Origin of the sequence: Natronolimnohabitans sp. A-GB9, assembly GCF_030848565.1 — an archaeon.
GTDB lineage: Archaea > Halobacteriota > Halobacteria > Halobacteriales > Natrialbaceae > Natronolimnohabitans.
Window position 1 is genome coordinate 25,637 of sequence record NZ_JAVDDV010000009.1, and the last position, 16,044, is coordinate 41,680.

The window sequence follows — 16,044 nt, forward strand, 5'->3', positions numbered from 1 at the left end:
CATTCCGTCACCGAGCGCCGAAAAGCTAGCCCTTCGTCCCGACAGTATCGTTTTGTACTGGGACGTCGAACCGAACGGTATGGGCCGGTCGTTCGTCCAGTCGCTTCGGACGGAACTCGAGTCGAGAAACCCGATCGCGCTCGGTACCGTTCTCATCGCACTCTACGTGCTCACCGAGACGACGTGGACGACACTCGCGGGGATACTGATCGCGGTGGCCGGACTGGCCGTCCTCGAGGCTGGCCGGTCGTCGGTCGACGCCCCCCAGTACGTCTCCGGGATCATCCTCGGCGGGGTCGTCGCGACCGTCGCCGGTACCGTCGCGGTCCTCGAGTCGTCGTGGCTACTCGCCGCAATCGCGATCGTTGGGGGCTGGCTCTGTCTCGACTCACTTTACGATCGTCGCCATGGGATCGACCGGTCGGAGCCGATCGAGGATCCCCTAGACGAACTCACGTTCCGCGAGAGCATGCAAACCATGTCGGACGCGCGGGAAATCGTCGAGACGTTGCGGGACGCACCCGTCGCACTGACGCCGGCGCAGATCGCCGACCGCACCACGTTCTCGAGCGACGAGGTCAAACAGCTTCTCGAGACACTGGACGACGGCCCGATCGAACGGGTCGACGACCGCCGCTACACCGTCGACGAGTCGGAGATGGGCGCATCGTCGGCCGCTCGAGACGCAATACGACGACTCGTTCGGCCGTTTACGGTGCTTACCGGTCGCTGAAACTGTCGGCCGTCAACCTCGAGCCGATCGACTATCCGGGTATCCGTTCGACAGTCGATCCGGCCACGTCGTCCGCGAGCACGTCGGCACAGAGCGCCGCGAGTTGAGCGGCCTGTTCGTCCCACGAGAACTCGCGGGCTCGGCGTCTCGCCTGCGATCCGAGTTCCCGTCGGCGCTCGGGGTCGGCGAGCAGTTCGCCGAGCGCCGTCGCGAGCGCGTTCGGCGATTCGGGCGGGACGACGACGCCGTTTTCCCCCGGCGTCAGGTAGGTCTTGATCCCCTCGAGATCCGTCGTGACCACCGGCGTTCCACAGCCCATCGCCTCGAGGTTGACCATGGCGAAGCTGTCGACGTGTGTCGGAAGGGAGAAGACGTCGGCGGCGGCGTAGTAGCCGGGGAGGTCCTCGTGGTCGACCTCGCCTTCCAGGCGGACGTCATCGACGATTCCGAGCTCCCGACAGCGGCGACGGACGGCGTCCTCGGCTTCGCCCTCGCCGACGATTCGGAGATGGACGTCGTCCTCGAGCATCGCCGTCGCCTCGAGGAGGTCGAAGATCCCTTTCGCCTCGATGAGGCGGCCGACGAAAAGGATGGTCGGCTCGTCGCGGACGAACGCCGGATCGGCGTCCGGATGGAACGCATCGACGTCGAGACCGGGCAACACGACATCTGCGACCTCGTAGCCAAGCGAGTCGCTGACGTGATCGGCAAGATACGGCGAGATCGCGAAGTTCGTCTCGGTCCGGGTGAATCGCCGATGAACCGTCGTTCCGATACCGCCGCTCTCGTCGCTGAGAAAGCCACAGACGGTCGGCACGTCGACGAGGTTCGAGAGGAACAGATCGTCGGGGAGCTGATACGTTATCAGGACGTCGACGGTGTCGTCGATGTGATCGATCACGTCAGTGTACTTCGACCAGGCGATCATCGCCAGTTTGGACACCGGCTGTATGCCGAAGGGGAGCGACGACTTGATCGTCGCGGAGAGTCGGCCATCGAACTCGTCCAGGTCGAAACTCGGTGTCGTCACGACTTCGACGTCGGACGCTGCCAGCTCCGTCGCCATCTCGCCGTCTTGGGTATAGACGTAGACCTCGTGTGAAGACGACAACGCGACTGCCAACTGTCGTGCGTAGACGGCGATACCACCCGCGTGTTGTGTCCCGATGTTGTCGTGGTAGACACCGATTTTCATACCCCCGTCCAGACTCGTCCCGGATAAAGCCATTTGCAGCGAACAGACGTCCAATACTCGTGGAAAGTGGATGTAGCGTTGACATACCTTCCGAAGGTCGCGATTACAGGCTCGGCTTACGTATCACGAGGGAATTACTTCGGCGAGACGAAACCGGCACCGCCGATCAGCGCCGGTCAGCGAGGTGTTCTCGACAACCAGTTCGTCAACGGAAAATTACCCGGCGTCACCAACGGTGGTCGGAGCCGGTCGATCGGTGGTCTCGGATTCATCAATCATCTGTGTCCCCAGCAGGACCACGTACGGTGCATCTCTCATACTACCGGACAACAGTCAGTAAACACCCGATCGCGTCTCGACGTCTGTCGCGTTCCGCGACAGCGTCTCGAGTGCGATCGGTGTGTGCATCGTTTTGTCCGGAAGTATCAGGGGCCCCATCCAGTCTTCCGGAACGCCGGCTAGCACGAGATACTCCGTCTCGGTGCCGTTGCAGGCGTACCAGAACTGCGCTCGGTACACGTAGCCACCGATTTCGGTGGTCGTACGGCCGGCGTCGGCACAGTCGGCGCGGAAATCGCCGTACTCGTCGAGGATCCGATCCAGGTCCGGCTCGAGCGAGAGCGAAACGGAGAACACACGCTGCCGAGGGCGACCCGTCGCCACACGACGTCACTGAACGAGGTCCGTTCGCAGGACGGCCTCGATCCGGTCCGCACCGACCATTCCGCCGCGGGCGCTCGGCTCAGTGCAGTTGTACCCCGCTGCGGCGGTCGCGAATCGGCCGGCCGCGCGCAGCGACTCGTCTGCCAGCAGCCATCGATGGAGCAGGCCGCTGACGAACGCGTCGCCCGCGCCCGTCGTATCGACGACGTCGACGTCGAGTGCTGGTATTTCGACAGTCGATGCGTCGTTCCAGAGGATCGCACCGCGCTCACCGCGAGTGAGCGCACCGCGTTGGACGCCGCGAGCACGCAGCCTCTCGACGGCGTCCATTCCGTCGGTGCCGAGATACGAGCGGATAGAAGCCTCGTTGGCGACGAACAGGTCGAGATGCGGGAGCAACTCGTCGACTGTCTCGCGTTCGGTGCCACGGTCTTTCAGTCCCTCGAGCGGACTGGCGAGGTCGAACGCCAGGCTGATCGCACTCTCGGCGGCCAGTTCGCCGACCGTCTGTGTGACGCGGTCGGGACAGAACCCGTTGGCGAACACGACGTCGGCTGATCGGAGGTACGCCTCGTCGCGGTCGGTCAATCGCAGGTTTTTCGCGGCGCCGCCGCTGGTGACGATCGTCCGCTCGCCGTCGGCGTCGCGAAAGACCATACAGTACGTCGATCGCTCGTCGTCGCTTCGTCTGACTCGATCGAGCGCGACGCCTTCCTCGCGGAGGTCGGCCGCGACCGCGTCGGCGACGTCGTCGTTACCGAGTCGGACGACGACGCCGGTCGATCGGCCGAGCCGCGAGAGCGCCACCGCGACGTTCGCGGCGACGCCGCCGAACGCGACCGACTCGTCGTATGCGAACGCGCCGCCGTCGGGTTTCGGGATGTTCGAGACGTGGTACTGTTCGTCCAGCAGCGCACTGCCAACTGCCACGACGTCGGGTGTCTCTGCCATGGATATTACCTCGGTATCGGTCGCTGATCGCTTGGTCTCACACTCGAGTGACGGGTACGTGTAGACGGGACGGAGGCGAGAGTCATCGGTTGTCAGACCAGTCGCGATCCCGGGTTCGTTTCTCGGCGTAGAGCCGGATACACCCCGAGTCGCCACTGAGGAGTCGTCTCGCCGGTGATCGGTTCGGTCCGGTTTCGATCTCCTCGTCGACGATCCGCGTCCCCGACTGACGGAGCAACTCGCTCAGTTCGTCGCGGGTGTAAAACGAGACCAACAATCCGGGAAGCGCCTGGTCGTCGAGCTTCGATGCGATCCCTTCGAGGTGTTTGAGCCCGTAGAAGATCAGGTGAGACGTCAGCGTGTCGGGTCCGAGGGGGCTCTCGTAGTAGATGTCTTTCACGATCAGATAGCCACCCGGCCGGAGGAGAGTCGTCGCCGCGACCAACGCGGCCTGTGCCTTCCGTTTCGACTCCGACCGATGCGTCCCGACGAGATGGTGAAGCACGTCGCTCATCACGACGAAATCGAACGTTTCGGGGCGAAACGGTAACGGCAGGTCCGTCGCCGAGGCGTGGAGATACTGGGCGCGTGTGTCGTCGTCCGGCCCGGGAAGCATCTCCGTCGAAATATCGACGCCGTAGGCGTCGGTGACGGCAGTGTGTTCGAGCGTATACTCGAGCAACAGGCCGTCACCACAGCCGATTTCGAGTATTCGGTCGCCTTCCGTGCAGTGGCAGTCGACGAACTCGTCGACGATGGGCGAACCGTCCATCTCGTCGACCGCGGCGTCGTGAGTGTACTCGTCGGCCCTCGCGTCGAAGTATCGGCCGACAGCTGATTCGTCCATGGTACCGACTGCCACAGACGAGTCCCGCTCGTATTAGTATTGTTCAGGAGAAGTACACTATGATCGAAGTCTGAAACACGAAACACCGCATTAGAGAGCGTGAGTGAGCCAGAAGCTATCGGATCCGGCGTTCAATCTATCATATTTATGTAATCGCCTGCGAGCTCACGATCGCGTTCGTCGAGCCCGAACCAGTACAACGTTGCGAGAAACGCCGAGACGCCGATACTGCTCCCGACGATCACGAGTGGGAGTCCGCCGACGTACAGGCCGACGAACGACATCAACGCGGCAGCGACCGCCCCGGCCACGAGTGGCTTCCAAAGCTCCGTGGAGTAGGCGAACAGTCCCTCGAGATACCAGACTTCGACGACGCGGACAGCGTTCATCGCGGCGAGGACACCCGCCGTCGCCAGCGCCGCCCCGACCAGCCCGAACTCGAGGATGAGATAGTAGTTCAAAACGACGTTGAGGCCGCCGAAGACGAGGTGGTTCACCATGACGACGTACTGGTGGCCGGTCATCGTCAGCAGGTCGTTGGCCGGTCCGGCAGCGGCGTTGAACAGCTGTCCGGCGACGAACAGGAGCACGACGCTCGTTCCGGCGACGAACTCCGGACCGAACAGCGCGAGGACCTCGGTCCGATAGATCACGACCGGAAGCGCCAGTACGACGGACGCGGTGATCGACCAGCGGGTCACCGTCGCGTACACCGACTCGAGTTCGTCGACCTCGTCGTCGGCGTGGAGCCGGGAGGCCACCGGCGGAAACAGCTGGTTGATTCCTATAAGCGGCATCGCGAGGATCGTCGCGAGCAACACGGCGACGTTGTAGATACCGACGTCGGCGGCGGCGAGAAAGATCCCGACCATGAACACGTCGACGCGCTTGAACAGGAAGTTCCCCGCTTCCGACAGCGTCAGTGGGGCCGAGTAGTCATAGAAGTCAAGCGCCTCGCGCCGCGAGATCCCCAGTTCGGGTCGCAGATCGGTTCGGGAGAGGACATACCAGAAGACGGCCGAAAACGCCACGAGACAGGCGATCGCGTACGCCGCGGCAACCCCGAGCACCGAATACCCGATCGCCACTGCGATGACGACGGCGACCAGTTGCGCGACGGGGCCGACGACCATGACGACCGTCTTCCCGACGGCCATCTCGAGGCCGCGAAACGTACTCGAGACGACGTAGGTAAGCGCCTGAAACGGCAACGCAAGCGCAAACACCTGCATGGCCGGCTCGAACAGCGGCTCCTCGAGAGTGTAGGCGTTGATCGTCGGTGCAGCTACGAAGAGAACGACCGCGACGAGGAGGCTGACGGCGAGCGTCGTCGCGTAGGCGAGTCCGAGAATCCGGTTCTGGTAGGCCCTGTCGCCGCGGTTCGCGGAGAGATATCGCGTCGCGGAGACGTCGGTTCCGAAGTTCGAGACGGTCAACACCGACTGGAGCACCATCGTTCCGTAGGCGTAGATTCCGTAGATGGTCGCCCCGAGCGTGCGGGTCAACACGAGAGTCAGGAGGAATCCGGCGAGGTTGACGACGAGCGTACCGACATAGTGAAGCGTCGCCCCGTCAGCAACCGATCGCAACGAGCGAAACTCCGAGGACGATTCGTCCGACATTCGGCGGCGATTCCAGTATCATCGGTTTAGTAGTGCGGCCGTTACAGCCCATTGACCGTCCGTAACGCGGCTGTGGTGGTAACGATCCGGAGCCATCGTCGGTGGTCGCGATACGCCACCCTCGCCGTCGGATCGTCCTCGAGGTGTTAATAGTCAGTAGCCGCTCGATCCCGTCTCACGGCCCGCTACCGGAGGCGATGGCGTTCGTCTGTGATCGGCCCGAGGATCATATCGTCCGGCAGTACGACCGAGACGGCCCTCCGTCTCGATCTTCCGGCACACACCCAGCCAGATCGTGGCGCTGTCGGTACCGACGGACAACAGTCCATCTGATACGAACTGCTGTACCGAGTTCCCGCCGCTCACCACACGGGGGCGGCGATAGGCGGACAGTGACGACAGGAGACCGTATGACAGTCGGTCGTCGCCGACCGTAACGCGATCTGTTGTCCGTGTAACGTAGCGCTATCTGCCTGTTCCGGGGCCATAACAATACGCCGATATCCGCTTGACGAGTCACATGACACCGTCGATTCTACCTGAGCGCTACTCCCTCGAGAACGTCCGCCGGGTGCTCGAGAATCCCGGGCTCCTCCGTCGAGAGCTCTTCCATCTCACACTGCGGATAAACTCCCGAGCGCGGCGCGTCGGAACCGCCCTCGAGGGAAAAAGCGAGGGCGTCGACGTGATCGCCGCCGACTGGGACAACCTCGTCATTCTCGACGCCTGCCGGTACGACCTCTTCGAGGCGCGGAACCGACTCGAGGGCGATCTCCGGGCGGTCCGCTCGAAGGGCAGCGACAGCTGGGAGTTCATGGAGCGAAACTTCGAGGGACGAACGCTTCACGACACCGTCTACGTCACGGCGAATCCACACGTCTACGAACTCTCCGATGGGACCTTCCACGCCGTCGAGAACGTACTCGAGAGCCGCTGGGACGAAGAAACGGGGACGGTACGTCCGGAAGCTGTCGTCGAGGAGGCGATCGCTGCCCACGAGCGCTACCCCGACAAGCGGTTGATCGTCCACTTCATGCAGCCTCACTTCCCGTTTCTCGGCCCGACCGGCCGAACGTTCGATCACATGGGAATCGAGAGCCTCGACAGCGACGAGCGCGACGCGCCCAACCCCTGGTTCGGCCTGATCTACGAGGGGGCCGTCGACGCCGAGACGGTGCTCACCGCCTATCGGGAGAACCTCGATCTCGCCTTCCCGCACGTCGAGGAACTGCTCGAGGCGCTGTCCGGAAAGAGCGTCGTCACCGCCGACCACGGCAACCTGATCGGCGAGCGCGGGTTCCCGATTCCGATGCGGATGTACGGCCACCCACGCGGGCTCGACCGCGAGGAGGTCCGTACCGTCCCGTGGCTCGAGGTCGACGCCGTCGACCGCAGGAAGGTCGTCGCGGAACCGCCACGCGAGGCCACAGAGGACGAGACGACCGACGAGGACGTCGTCGAGGATCGGTTGAGTGCGCTGGGATACGTGTGACTGCTTTCCCGTCTGAAAGACGGGACCCCGTGCAGAAGGGTAACTGTCGACAGTGGCCGGGAACGCTCGCTACGCTTCGACTGGATGTGTCGCGGCGGACTCGTCTTCTCCCCCTGCCTCGGAGAGCAACGAGACGATCTCGTCCGTGCTCAGCTTCTCGGCGTCCGCCGACGAGCGGACGACGTCCGTCGCGGTGACGAACTCATCGGGCGCCGCCGAGTCCTCGCCCGCCATCTCCGGCTGAACCGCGTACAGCGACTCCGTTTCGTACGCTCGTCGCTCCTCTCGAGCCGTCATGATCTCCTCGTGGAAGGTTTCTCCGGGTCGGCGACCGATCAGTTCGACGTCGATATCGGCCGGCTCGTACCCGTACTGGGGCGCGACCGTTTCGATCATCGCGTCCGCAAGATCCGGGATTCGAATCGCAGGCATCTTGTAGACGAAGATCTCCCCGCTGTGGGCGTGTTCCAGCGCACCGGTTACCAGATCGAACACGTCGTCGTACGTGAGGAAAAATCGCATCATTCGCTCGTCGGTCAGTGTAAGCGGGCCACCCTCGCGGATCTGCTCCGTGAACCGCGGAATTACCGATTGGGACGAGTTGATGACGTTACCAAACCGGACGGACGCGAGACGGAGGTCGTCACGGGCCTGGCTGTGACGGCCCGCCGTGAGTAACTGCTCACCGAGGAGTTTGGTCGTCCCCATCGCGTTCGCGGGATTGACCGCCTTGTCACTGCTCGTGAACACGACTCGCTCGACGCTCGAGTCGGCCGCCGCGTCGACGACGTTTTGCAGGCCGACGACGTTCGTCTTGACGGCTTCGTACGGGTTCGACTGACAGACGTCGACGTGTTTCATCGCCGCGGTATGGATCACGACGTCGACGTTCTCTACTGCCCGTTCGACGCAACTGCTGTCTCGAACGTTGCCGACGAGAAACTGGAGCCGGTCGTCGTCGTCGAACCGGGTTCCCAGTTCGGCGAGTCCGGACTCGTCGTTGTCGAGAACGCGCAGTTCTGCCGGTTCCTGCGCGAGGAGCCGCGGAATCAGTGACCGTCCGACCGAGCCGGCTCCCGTGAGGAGTATCTGTTGTTCAGTAATCACATGCCACGCCTCGAGAATACGAGCATTAGTTAATCCGGCCTAAGACTCCTCCCTGACACGTTTAACCAACAATGATCGTGTATGACTGATTCGACGGAACATCTGGTGAAACTGATAGTTCCGTCGAATCGGATCTCGAAAGCGAGGTTCAACATCGAGGACCGGTTCCGAAACCCGAACTCGAGGTTCGATGGTCGGTCACGAGACGTGATACGTTCCGCGGTCAGTGTCTCCTACGGCAGTCCTCACCGTGGTCGTGGGGAACGACACCGACAGGCGGTCGAGTTACCGGACAGGAGCCAGTGGTCGTCCGGCAGGATCACTCCTCGTCGGCCGGTTCGACGCGTTTGCCCGTCTCCATCGGAATCACGCGTCGATCCGCGTCCTCCCAGTCGCGCTCGAGTTCCCGTCCGTCGAACAGTCGATCGAGGAAGACGGCCAGTCCCGCGACCTCGGAGTGGGGTTGGTTGGTAACGCCGACGTTCCAGTCCGCTTCCTCGTAGACGTCGAAGGGGACCTTCTCGGCGCCGACGACGATCAGGATCGGTTCCTCGGCGGTTCGATGAGCGTCTCGAATCTCGTCTTCGACGTCCTGGACGCGTTCGCCGTACATCGTGAGGTGAACGACCCGTCCCTCCCAGTTGCGGATAATCGCCTGTGGCGAGTCGGTGAGTTCGACGTCGAAGGGGCCACCGAAGCGGTCGGTGATATCTTCGACCGTCTCGAGGGACTGGCCGGCGTTGTCAGGGAACCAGACGCGATCGGCGCCCAGCGCCCGCGCGGTCAGGCCGACGTGGGTCGTCATCCGCTCGTCGCGGCCGGGGCGGTGGCCGAGCCGGAGGACGGCGACCTCGCTGTCGTCGTGCATGCTCGAGGGGACGCTCGGGCGCGGTTAGGGGGTTTCGGTACGAATCGGGTGGGACGGGAGGAGGAGTAAGTAGCAACCCGTATCGTCGCTGCTGTAAACCACTAGTCAGCACCGAGTCGGGAGTGACGTCGGGCAAGAGTGGCGTACGGCGAATCTACTCGAAGTTGGGACGACGACGTGCCAGGGCGTATGCTACGCTCCCGATGCCAACGAGGGCGCTTCCGATACCGTAGCCGGGTAGACCGTCGGCAGTGTCTTCGTCTGGAGCGCCCGCGCCGGCAGCGTCCCCCTCGTCGGAATCGTCCGCGTCGGCACTGTCATCGTCGTCGGAGTCATCAGTCGCTTGCCACTGCAACGTCGGATAGTCATCGGGACCTGTCTGGACGCTCCACGTCTCCTCGAAGTCCAGGGCCGACATGGAGTCTCTCGCCGATTCGCCTTGCATCTCGTCAGTGGACAGTCCCGTGACGTCCGTCCCGGAACCGTCCTCAGTTCCGACCCCCTCGGATTGTCCACTCCTCGCTTCGTCCCAGTACGACGCCGTCACCTCTCCACGGGCAGCGTTCATCCCGACGAGGCCGCCGATTCGAGTGTCGCCAGTGACGTCGCCGTCTGTCCAGCACCCCCACACCTCACCGCCGTTCAGTCCGACGAGGCCGCCGACTCGAGTGTCGCCAGTGACGTCGCCGCGTGCCCAGGACGCACTCACCACGCCAATGCTTTGCCCCACGAGGCCGCCGACCCACCACTCGCCAGTGACGTCGCTGTGCGCCCACGACTCACGTACCTCCGGACTATCGCTCTGCTTCCCGTTCAGTCCGACGAGGCCGCCAACCCATCCATCGCCGGAGACAGCACCACTCGCCCGTGACTTGCTCACTGTCGAGTGGCCATTGTTCAACCCGACGAGGCCGCCGACCCCCTCGTTACCAGTGACATCTAGTTCGGTGAGTGTGACATCGGTGACCGTCCCCCCATCGACCACTCCGAACAGTCCAACGAAGTGTTCGTCGGGCCGATCGGTTTGTAACCCCGTAATCTCGTGGCCATCCCCGTCGAACGTTCCGCTGAACGCTTCGTCCTGGCCCCGATCCAAATCCCCGATCGGGTTCCAGCCCCCTGTGGGAGTCCCGACGTGGTCGTCGTAACCTGCCGTGGTTTCGTCGACGTCGGCGACCATGACGTAGTCGTCGTCGGGAGCCTCACGGACGGCATCGAGGTCGTTCCAGTCTTCGATCTCGGTCGGTTCCTGACCCTGTGCCGACCGAACGCCGACGATACACGCAGCGCCGATCCCTGCCGTGGCCTGCAGAAACCGCCGCCGATCGCTTGCCATCTTCGGTGATCCAGTATGTACGGTTCCTTCTCTCATTCTATCGAGTGAATTATCAGTACACTATAAATTTATTCTGCTAGGATGTGGCTGGACGACGAGACCGTCCGTCGAAAGGAACTCTCGAGTCTCGTCGATAGGCTCTTGGGGTCACCCTGAGAAACGATCACGTAATGATCGAGTCAGGAGACAAACTGGTGATCGTTCGATGACGGGGCTGCGAGAGTGGATCGAAACCGCACGCGAAGACCGGTGGGGTCTGCTGATCGACCTCGTCTTCGCGATCGTCTGGGTGACGGCGATCGATCTCCTCTTTCAGATTCTCGATGGGCCCGACTGGGCCTACTACATGTTCATGCTCGCGGGCATCGCCGCGTACTTCCTCTTTTTCGCGAACCTCGAGTTAGCGACCTCCGAGAAGTAGTCAGTGCGGTCGCTCGTCGGACGGATCTCGAGCGAAAAGCGGCGAAACCGCGTGTCACAGGAGGAACGGCTCCGCCTGCGTCGCGATCAGTCCTCGCGGATGTCGACCACGAGCACCGGGATGTTCGTCGTTCGGAGCGTCCGTTCGGCGACGCTGCCAAGCAGAACGCGTTTGACACCGCCACGGCCAGCCGATCCCATCACGATGAGATCGGCGTCGTGGTCCTCGGCGTAGCCGGCGATCCGGTCGTGTGGCTGACCGGCGACGACCGATTCGGTTACCTCGAGGCCAGCCTCGCTGGCACGGTCGGCGACGGACCCGGTCGCCTTGTTCGCTCGCTCCTGGACCTCGGGCATCTCGTCGTACTGTCCCTGTCTGATGCGATCGACCTGTTCGGTGCCGAGACCGACGTCCATGGCGCTAGTGTCGATGACGTACAGCGCGTGGACGGCGGCATCGTACTGTTCGGCGATGTCGAGCGCGTGCTCGACGGCGTTCTCTGCGACCTCACTGCCGTCGGTCGGGACGAGTATTTTCTCGTACATGATCAGTTGTCCTCCGTGGTGGTGTCGTCGTCAGCTTCGACGTCGGTACCGCCGTCGGTCGCGACGTCTTCGGCCGATTCCATCTGACTCATCGGTTCGGGGCTGTGACACTGGCGGACCAGTCGCTTGACGTCCTCCGGTGGGTCGTCGGTAAGCACCGAGACGACGATGATGATGGCGAAGACGACTGGGACACCGATCAGCGCCGAGGAGGTTCCCGGCAGCCAGGCTGCAAGCGACGGGATCACGGCGTCTTCGACGCCTGTGTACATCGGAATCGCGGTATCGTTCAGGATCGCCCCGAACGAGATCACAATCCCCGACAGCATCCCGGCGAGGGCACCTTCTCGCGTCGTGTGCTCCCACCAGAGACCGAGGAAGAACACCGGGAAGAAGACGGTCCCGGCGATCGCGAACGACATCGCGACGAGTTCGCCGATCAGAGCCGGCGGGTTCAGGCCGACGATGGTCACCAGGATACCGATCCCGAGGATCGTCGAGCGGCCGACGATCATCTGTTCGCGCTGGGTCGCGTCTTCCTTGTAGAGGTTGGTGTAGATGTCGTGGGCGGCCGCCGAGGAGGCCGAGATGAACAGCCCCGCGGTGGTCGCAAGCGCTGCTGCGACTGCACCTGCTGCGACCAGTCCGACGAGCCACGTCGGCAGTTCGGCGAGCTGGGTCGTCAGCACGACAAGGGCGTCCGCTTCCACGCCAGCCATGTCGGTGAAGGTGCCGTCACCGGGGCCGTCGGCGTACAGCAGTCCGCCGAACGCGGCGTAGGTCGCGGTCCCCCAGTACAGTATGCAGATGAAGAACAGGCCCCAGACGGTCGACCAGCGGGCGGTCCGCTCGTTGTCGACCGTGTAGAATCGCACGAGCACGTGTGGGAGGCCACAGGTACCGACGATCAGGCTAAAGGCCAGCGCGATCCAGGCGTAGTAGCTGGCGTTCGCGAACGGCTCGACGAACTGGGCCTCGAGACTCGCAGCGTCGGCGACCTCCGACCCAGCCTCGAGGTACGGTAGTGCGGTCGACCATCCCTGCGTCCAGCCGGTAGCGTAGAGACCGAGCGTGAACGCGATGATGAGGATGATGTACTGGATGGCCATGTTCTTGGTCGTCCCCAGCATCCCCGAGAGAGCGACGTAGCCGATGGTGACGGCCATCAGCAGGATAACGCCGGCTTCGTAGGACATCCCGAAGATGTACTGGGCCATCAGTCCCATGCCACTGGCCTGGCCGATCGCGTAGACGAAGGCGATCGCGAGCGTGGTGAACGCGGCGATACCGCGTGCCCAGTCGGAGTAGAACCGGTCACCGACGAAGTCGGGTGCGGTGTACTTCCCGAACCGGCGGAACTGCGCGGCCATGAAGATAAGCAGGATGAAGTATCCCGTCGTCCAGCCGACGACGTACGCGAGTCCGAAGTAACCGAGCGTCGCGATCAGTGCTGCCACACCGAGGTAGGATGCGGCACTCATCCAGTTGGCACCGATCGCCATCCCGTTCTCGATCGGCCCGATCGACCGGCCGGCGACCCACAGCTCGTCGACAGCGGCGACACGGAAGAAGTAGCCGACGCCGAGGAACAGCGCCAGCATCGCGATCACCGTCAGCGCCGGGACCAGTTTGAACTCACCGACGTCGAGGGCGGTTTCCTGGAGAACGACGGGTTCCATCGCAGCGAGTGCGCCGATCATTGCTTCTCACCACCGTCGGCAGCGACCCCGCTTCCGGCTTCCGTATCCTCCTCTTGATCGTGGGAGATTCCGTACTTGCTGTCGAGTCGGTCCCGCTGCATCGCGTAGGCGACCGACAGCAACAACGCAGCAAGCGGGGTGAAGATCGCTGCCAGGAAGAAGTGCAGCGGGAAGCCGCCCAGGACCTCCGTTCCGGTCATCAGATCGGGGGCAAGCAACGTTGCCGTCGTCGGTCCGAAGACGACGATGATCCACGCGATAAACGAGGCCCATATCATCCGCAGGTGATCGCGCATGAACGGCGTTGCCGGCTTGAATATGTTTATTTCCTTATCGAGGTACGCTTCCGTCGCCACACCGCCGTCAGTCTCGGCGGTATGTTCCGAATCTTGAGTGTTATTGTCTGACATGTGATGTAGTCTGCGATTATGGCTATCGTGTCGTGGTTTCTGAAAGAAGGCGGTCGAATCAGTCCGCCTCGACCTGTTCTGCGATTTCGTCGACGATTTCGGGGTTCCGGAGCGTCGAGGTGTCACCTAGCTCGTTGCCACTGGCGATGTTCTCGAGCAGGCGACGCATGATCTTCCCCGAGCGCGTCTTCGGCAGTTCGGGCGTGAAGATCACGTCTTCGGGCTTGGCGATCGGGCCGATCGAGTCGAGGATGGCCTCCTCGGCTTTGCCCTCGAGCTCGTCGCCCTGGTCTTCGTAGCCGTCTTCTGGAATGGCGTAGACGTAGACGGCTTCGCCTTTGACCTCGTGGTCGCCGCCGACGACGGCGGCCTCGGCGATCCCTTCGACACCGACGACGGCCGACTCGATCTCCATCGTGCCGAGTCGGTGACCGGAGACGTTGATCACGTCGTCGACGCGGCCGAGGATGGTGATGTAGTCGTCCTCGTCGAGTTTGGCGCCGTCCTCGGGGAAGTAGACCCACTCGTCTGCGTCTGCATCGGAGTACTCCTCCCAGTATTCGTTGATGAACCGCTCGTCGTTGTTGTACAGCGTTCGGAGCATGCCGGGCCACGGTTTGTCGACCGTGACGTAGCCGGCTTCGCCGGGCTCGACTTCCTCACCTTCCGCGTCGACGACCTGTGCGCTGATCCCCGGAAGCGGCGGGCCGGCGGTACCGGGTTTCATCTCACAGATCGCCGGCAGCGTCGTGATCATCATCCCACCGGTCTCGGTCTGCCACCAGGTGTCGACGATCGGACACTCCTGGTTGCCGATGTGGTCGTAGTACCACTTCCAGGCCCGCGGGTTGATCGGTTCACCGACCGTCCCGAGCAGGCGCAGCGAGGAGAGGTCGTGCTGTGCCGGGTACTCCTCGCCCCACTTCATGAACGCGCGAATGGCCGTCGGCGCGGTGTAGAAGACGTCGACCTCGTTTTTCTCGATGATCTCCCACATGCGGTCCTTGTCGGGGTAGTCGGGGGTCCCCTCGTACATTACCGAGGTCGTCCCGAGCGCCAGCGGCCCGTAGACGATGTAGGAGTGGCCGGTGATCCAGCCGATGTCGGCCGAACACCAGTACGTGTCGTCGGGCTCGAGGTCCAGTACGGCGTGGCTCGTCCAGGCGGCATAAGAGAGGTAGCCGCCGGTCGTGTGTTTCACGCCCTTCGGCTCGCCGGTCGTCCCCGAGGTGTACATCATAAACAGCATGTCCTCGGCGTCTCTCGTGACCGGCTCGACGGACGCGTCCTCGTGTTCGGCGACGAGTTCGTCGTAGTCGCGCTGGTTGTCCGCGAGGTCGTGTTCTAGGTCGTCGCCCAGTCGGTCGACGACGATGACGTCGGAGACCTCGTGCTCGACGTCCGCGAGTCCCTCGTTTGTCTTCGAGATGTGATCGAGGGGGTCACCGCGGCGGTAGTAGCCGTCACAGGTGACCAGATACTCGCTCTCGGACGAGTTCATCCGCGTTGCGAGCGCGTCCGCGGAGAAGCCAGCGAAGACGACGCTGTGGGGAGCGCCGATGCGAGCACAGGCCAGCATCGCGATCGGCAGCTCCGGGACCATCGGCATGTAGAGCGTGACGATGTCGTCTTCCTCGACGCCCAGATCTCGGAGCGTCGCGGCGAAAGACTCGACCTCGTCGAGCAACTCGCTGTAAGTGTACGTGCGCGTCTCGCCGAGTTCACCCTCCCACTCGATCGCGACGTTGTCGCCTGCACCGTCCTCAATGTGCCGGTCCAGACAGTTATACGACGCGTTCAGTTCGCCGCCGTTGAACCACTCGTAGAACGGCGCGTCGCCGTCGTCGAGTACCGTATCGTACTCTTGGTCCCACGAGAGCAGGTCGGCGGCCCGTTCCCAGCAGTCGGGCCAGTTCTCATCGAACTCTTCGTAGATGTCCGGGTCCGTGACGTTCGCCTGTTCGACGAACGACTCGGGGGGCTCGAACGTCTCTTGTTCCTCGAGGCGAGCCTCGAGATTCGCATCCTCCTGTGACATGATACACCACACTCAAGAACAACTGGCATACTAAAAACGCGCTCTAGTTGTGCAAAATCGAGCCATGGGCAAGGAGGATTCGAGGGGAGATATTGACAATACTAGGAGAATAGTGA

The 16,044-nt window shown here is 63.0% G+C and carries 15 protein-coding genes; 3 read left to right on the forward strand and 12 right to left on the reverse strand.

Annotation, left to right across the window (positions count from 1 at the left end; all coding sequences use genetic code 11):
- Positions 1–79: 79 nt before the first annotated feature.
- On the forward strand, positions 80–733 hold the full coding sequence (locus RBH26_RS12990; protein ID WP_306758761.1) for a hypothetical protein: 654 nt from the start codon (positions 80–82) through the stop codon (positions 731–733).
- Positions 734–764: 31 nt separating this feature from the next.
- Here RBH26_RS12990 and RBH26_RS12995 read toward each other — a convergent pair whose 3' ends face one another.
- From RBH26_RS12995 to RBH26_RS13015, 5 genes are all read right to left on the reverse strand, one after another.
- Positions 765–1,928 carry a glycosyltransferase family 4 protein gene (locus tag RBH26_RS12995; RefSeq protein ID WP_306758762.1) on the reverse strand — a complete coding sequence of 388 codons (1,164 nt, stop codon included), beginning with the start codon at positions 1,926–1,928 and terminating at the stop codon, positions 765–767.
- Between the two features lie 333 nt (positions 1,929–2,261).
- On the reverse strand, positions 2,262–2,564 hold the full coding sequence (locus RBH26_RS13000; protein WP_306758763.1) for a hypothetical protein: 303 nt from the start codon (positions 2,562–2,564) through the stop codon (positions 2,262–2,264).
- Between the two features lie 33 nt (positions 2,565–2,597).
- Positions 2,598–3,542, reverse strand: coding sequence for a carbohydrate kinase family protein (locus tag RBH26_RS13005; protein WP_306758764.1), 945 nt, complete (start codon positions 3,540–3,542; stop codon positions 2,598–2,600).
- Positions 3,543–3,624: 82 nt separating this feature from the next.
- Complete coding sequence (locus RBH26_RS13010) at positions 3,625–4,389, reverse strand: class I SAM-dependent methyltransferase (RefSeq protein WP_306758765.1); 765 nt, start codon at positions 4,387–4,389, stop codon at positions 3,625–3,627.
- Between the two features lie 131 nt (positions 4,390–4,520).
- On the reverse strand, positions 4,521–6,011 hold the full coding sequence (locus RBH26_RS13015; RefSeq protein ID WP_306758766.1) for a flippase: 1,491 nt from the start codon (positions 6,009–6,011) through the stop codon (positions 4,521–4,523).
- A gap of 520 nt (positions 6,012–6,531) precedes the next feature.
- On the opposite strand from RBH26_RS13015, the gene RBH26_RS13020 reads away from it, so the two are divergent.
- Complete coding sequence (locus RBH26_RS13020) at positions 6,532–7,503, forward strand: hypothetical protein (RefSeq protein WP_306758767.1); 972 nt, start codon at positions 6,532–6,534, stop codon at positions 7,501–7,503.
- 69 nt (positions 7,504–7,572) lie between these two features.
- On the opposite strand, the gene RBH26_RS13025 is transcribed toward RBH26_RS13020, so the two are convergent.
- From RBH26_RS13025 to RBH26_RS13035, 3 genes are all read right to left on the reverse strand, one after another.
- Positions 7,573–8,610: a polysaccharide biosynthesis protein gene (locus tag RBH26_RS13025; RefSeq protein ID WP_306758768.1), complete on the reverse strand. Its 1,038-nt coding sequence runs from the start codon at positions 8,608–8,610 to the stop codon at positions 7,573–7,575.
- Positions 8,611–8,929: 319 nt separating this feature from the next.
- The gene (locus RBH26_RS13030) at positions 8,930–9,478 is read right to left on the reverse strand and encodes a tRNA (cytidine(56)-2'-O)-methyltransferase (RefSeq protein WP_306758769.1); all 549 of its coding nucleotides are present in this window, start codon (positions 9,476–9,478) and stop codon (positions 8,930–8,932) included.
- Positions 9,479–9,632: 154 nt separating this feature from the next.
- On the reverse strand, positions 9,633–10,850 hold the full coding sequence (locus tag RBH26_RS13035) for a hypothetical protein (RefSeq protein ID WP_306758770.1): 1,218 nt from the start codon (positions 10,848–10,850) through the stop codon (positions 9,633–9,635).
- A 169-nt stretch (positions 10,851–11,019) separates the two neighbouring features.
- Here RBH26_RS13035 and RBH26_RS13040 point away from each other — a divergent pair, with 169 nt between their 5' ends.
- Entirely contained in the window at positions 11,020–11,235 is a 216-nt protein-coding gene (locus RBH26_RS13040; RefSeq protein WP_306758771.1) for a hypothetical protein, read from the forward strand.
- A gap of 86 nt (positions 11,236–11,321) precedes the next feature.
- On the opposite strand, the gene RBH26_RS13045 is transcribed toward RBH26_RS13040, so the two are convergent.
- The 4 genes from RBH26_RS13045 to acs are packed head-to-tail and all read right to left on the reverse strand — an operon-like array spanning position 11,322 to position 15,928.
- Positions 11,322–11,780 (reverse strand): universal stress protein, encoded by a 459-nt coding sequence (locus tag RBH26_RS13045; protein WP_306758773.1) that lies wholly within the window; start codon positions 11,778–11,780, stop codon positions 11,322–11,324.
- Positions 11,781–11,782: 2 nt separating this feature from the next.
- A complete protein-coding gene (locus RBH26_RS13050; RefSeq protein ID WP_306758775.1) occupies positions 11,783–13,480 on the reverse strand; it encodes a cation acetate symporter in 1,698 nt (565 codons plus the stop codon).
- Positions 13,477–13,890, reverse strand: coding sequence for a DUF4212 domain-containing protein (locus RBH26_RS13055; protein WP_306758776.1), 414 nt, complete (start codon positions 13,888–13,890; stop codon positions 13,477–13,479). The genes RBH26_RS13050 and RBH26_RS13055 overlap by 4 nt, the downstream gene beginning before the upstream one ends.
- 58 nt (positions 13,891–13,948) lie before the next feature.
- Positions 13,949–15,928, reverse strand: a complete 1,980-nt coding sequence (gene acs / locus RBH26_RS13060; RefSeq protein WP_306758778.1) for an acetate--CoA ligase — start codon at positions 15,926–15,928, stop codon at positions 13,949–13,951.
- Positions 15,929–16,044 lie beyond the last annotated feature (116 nt).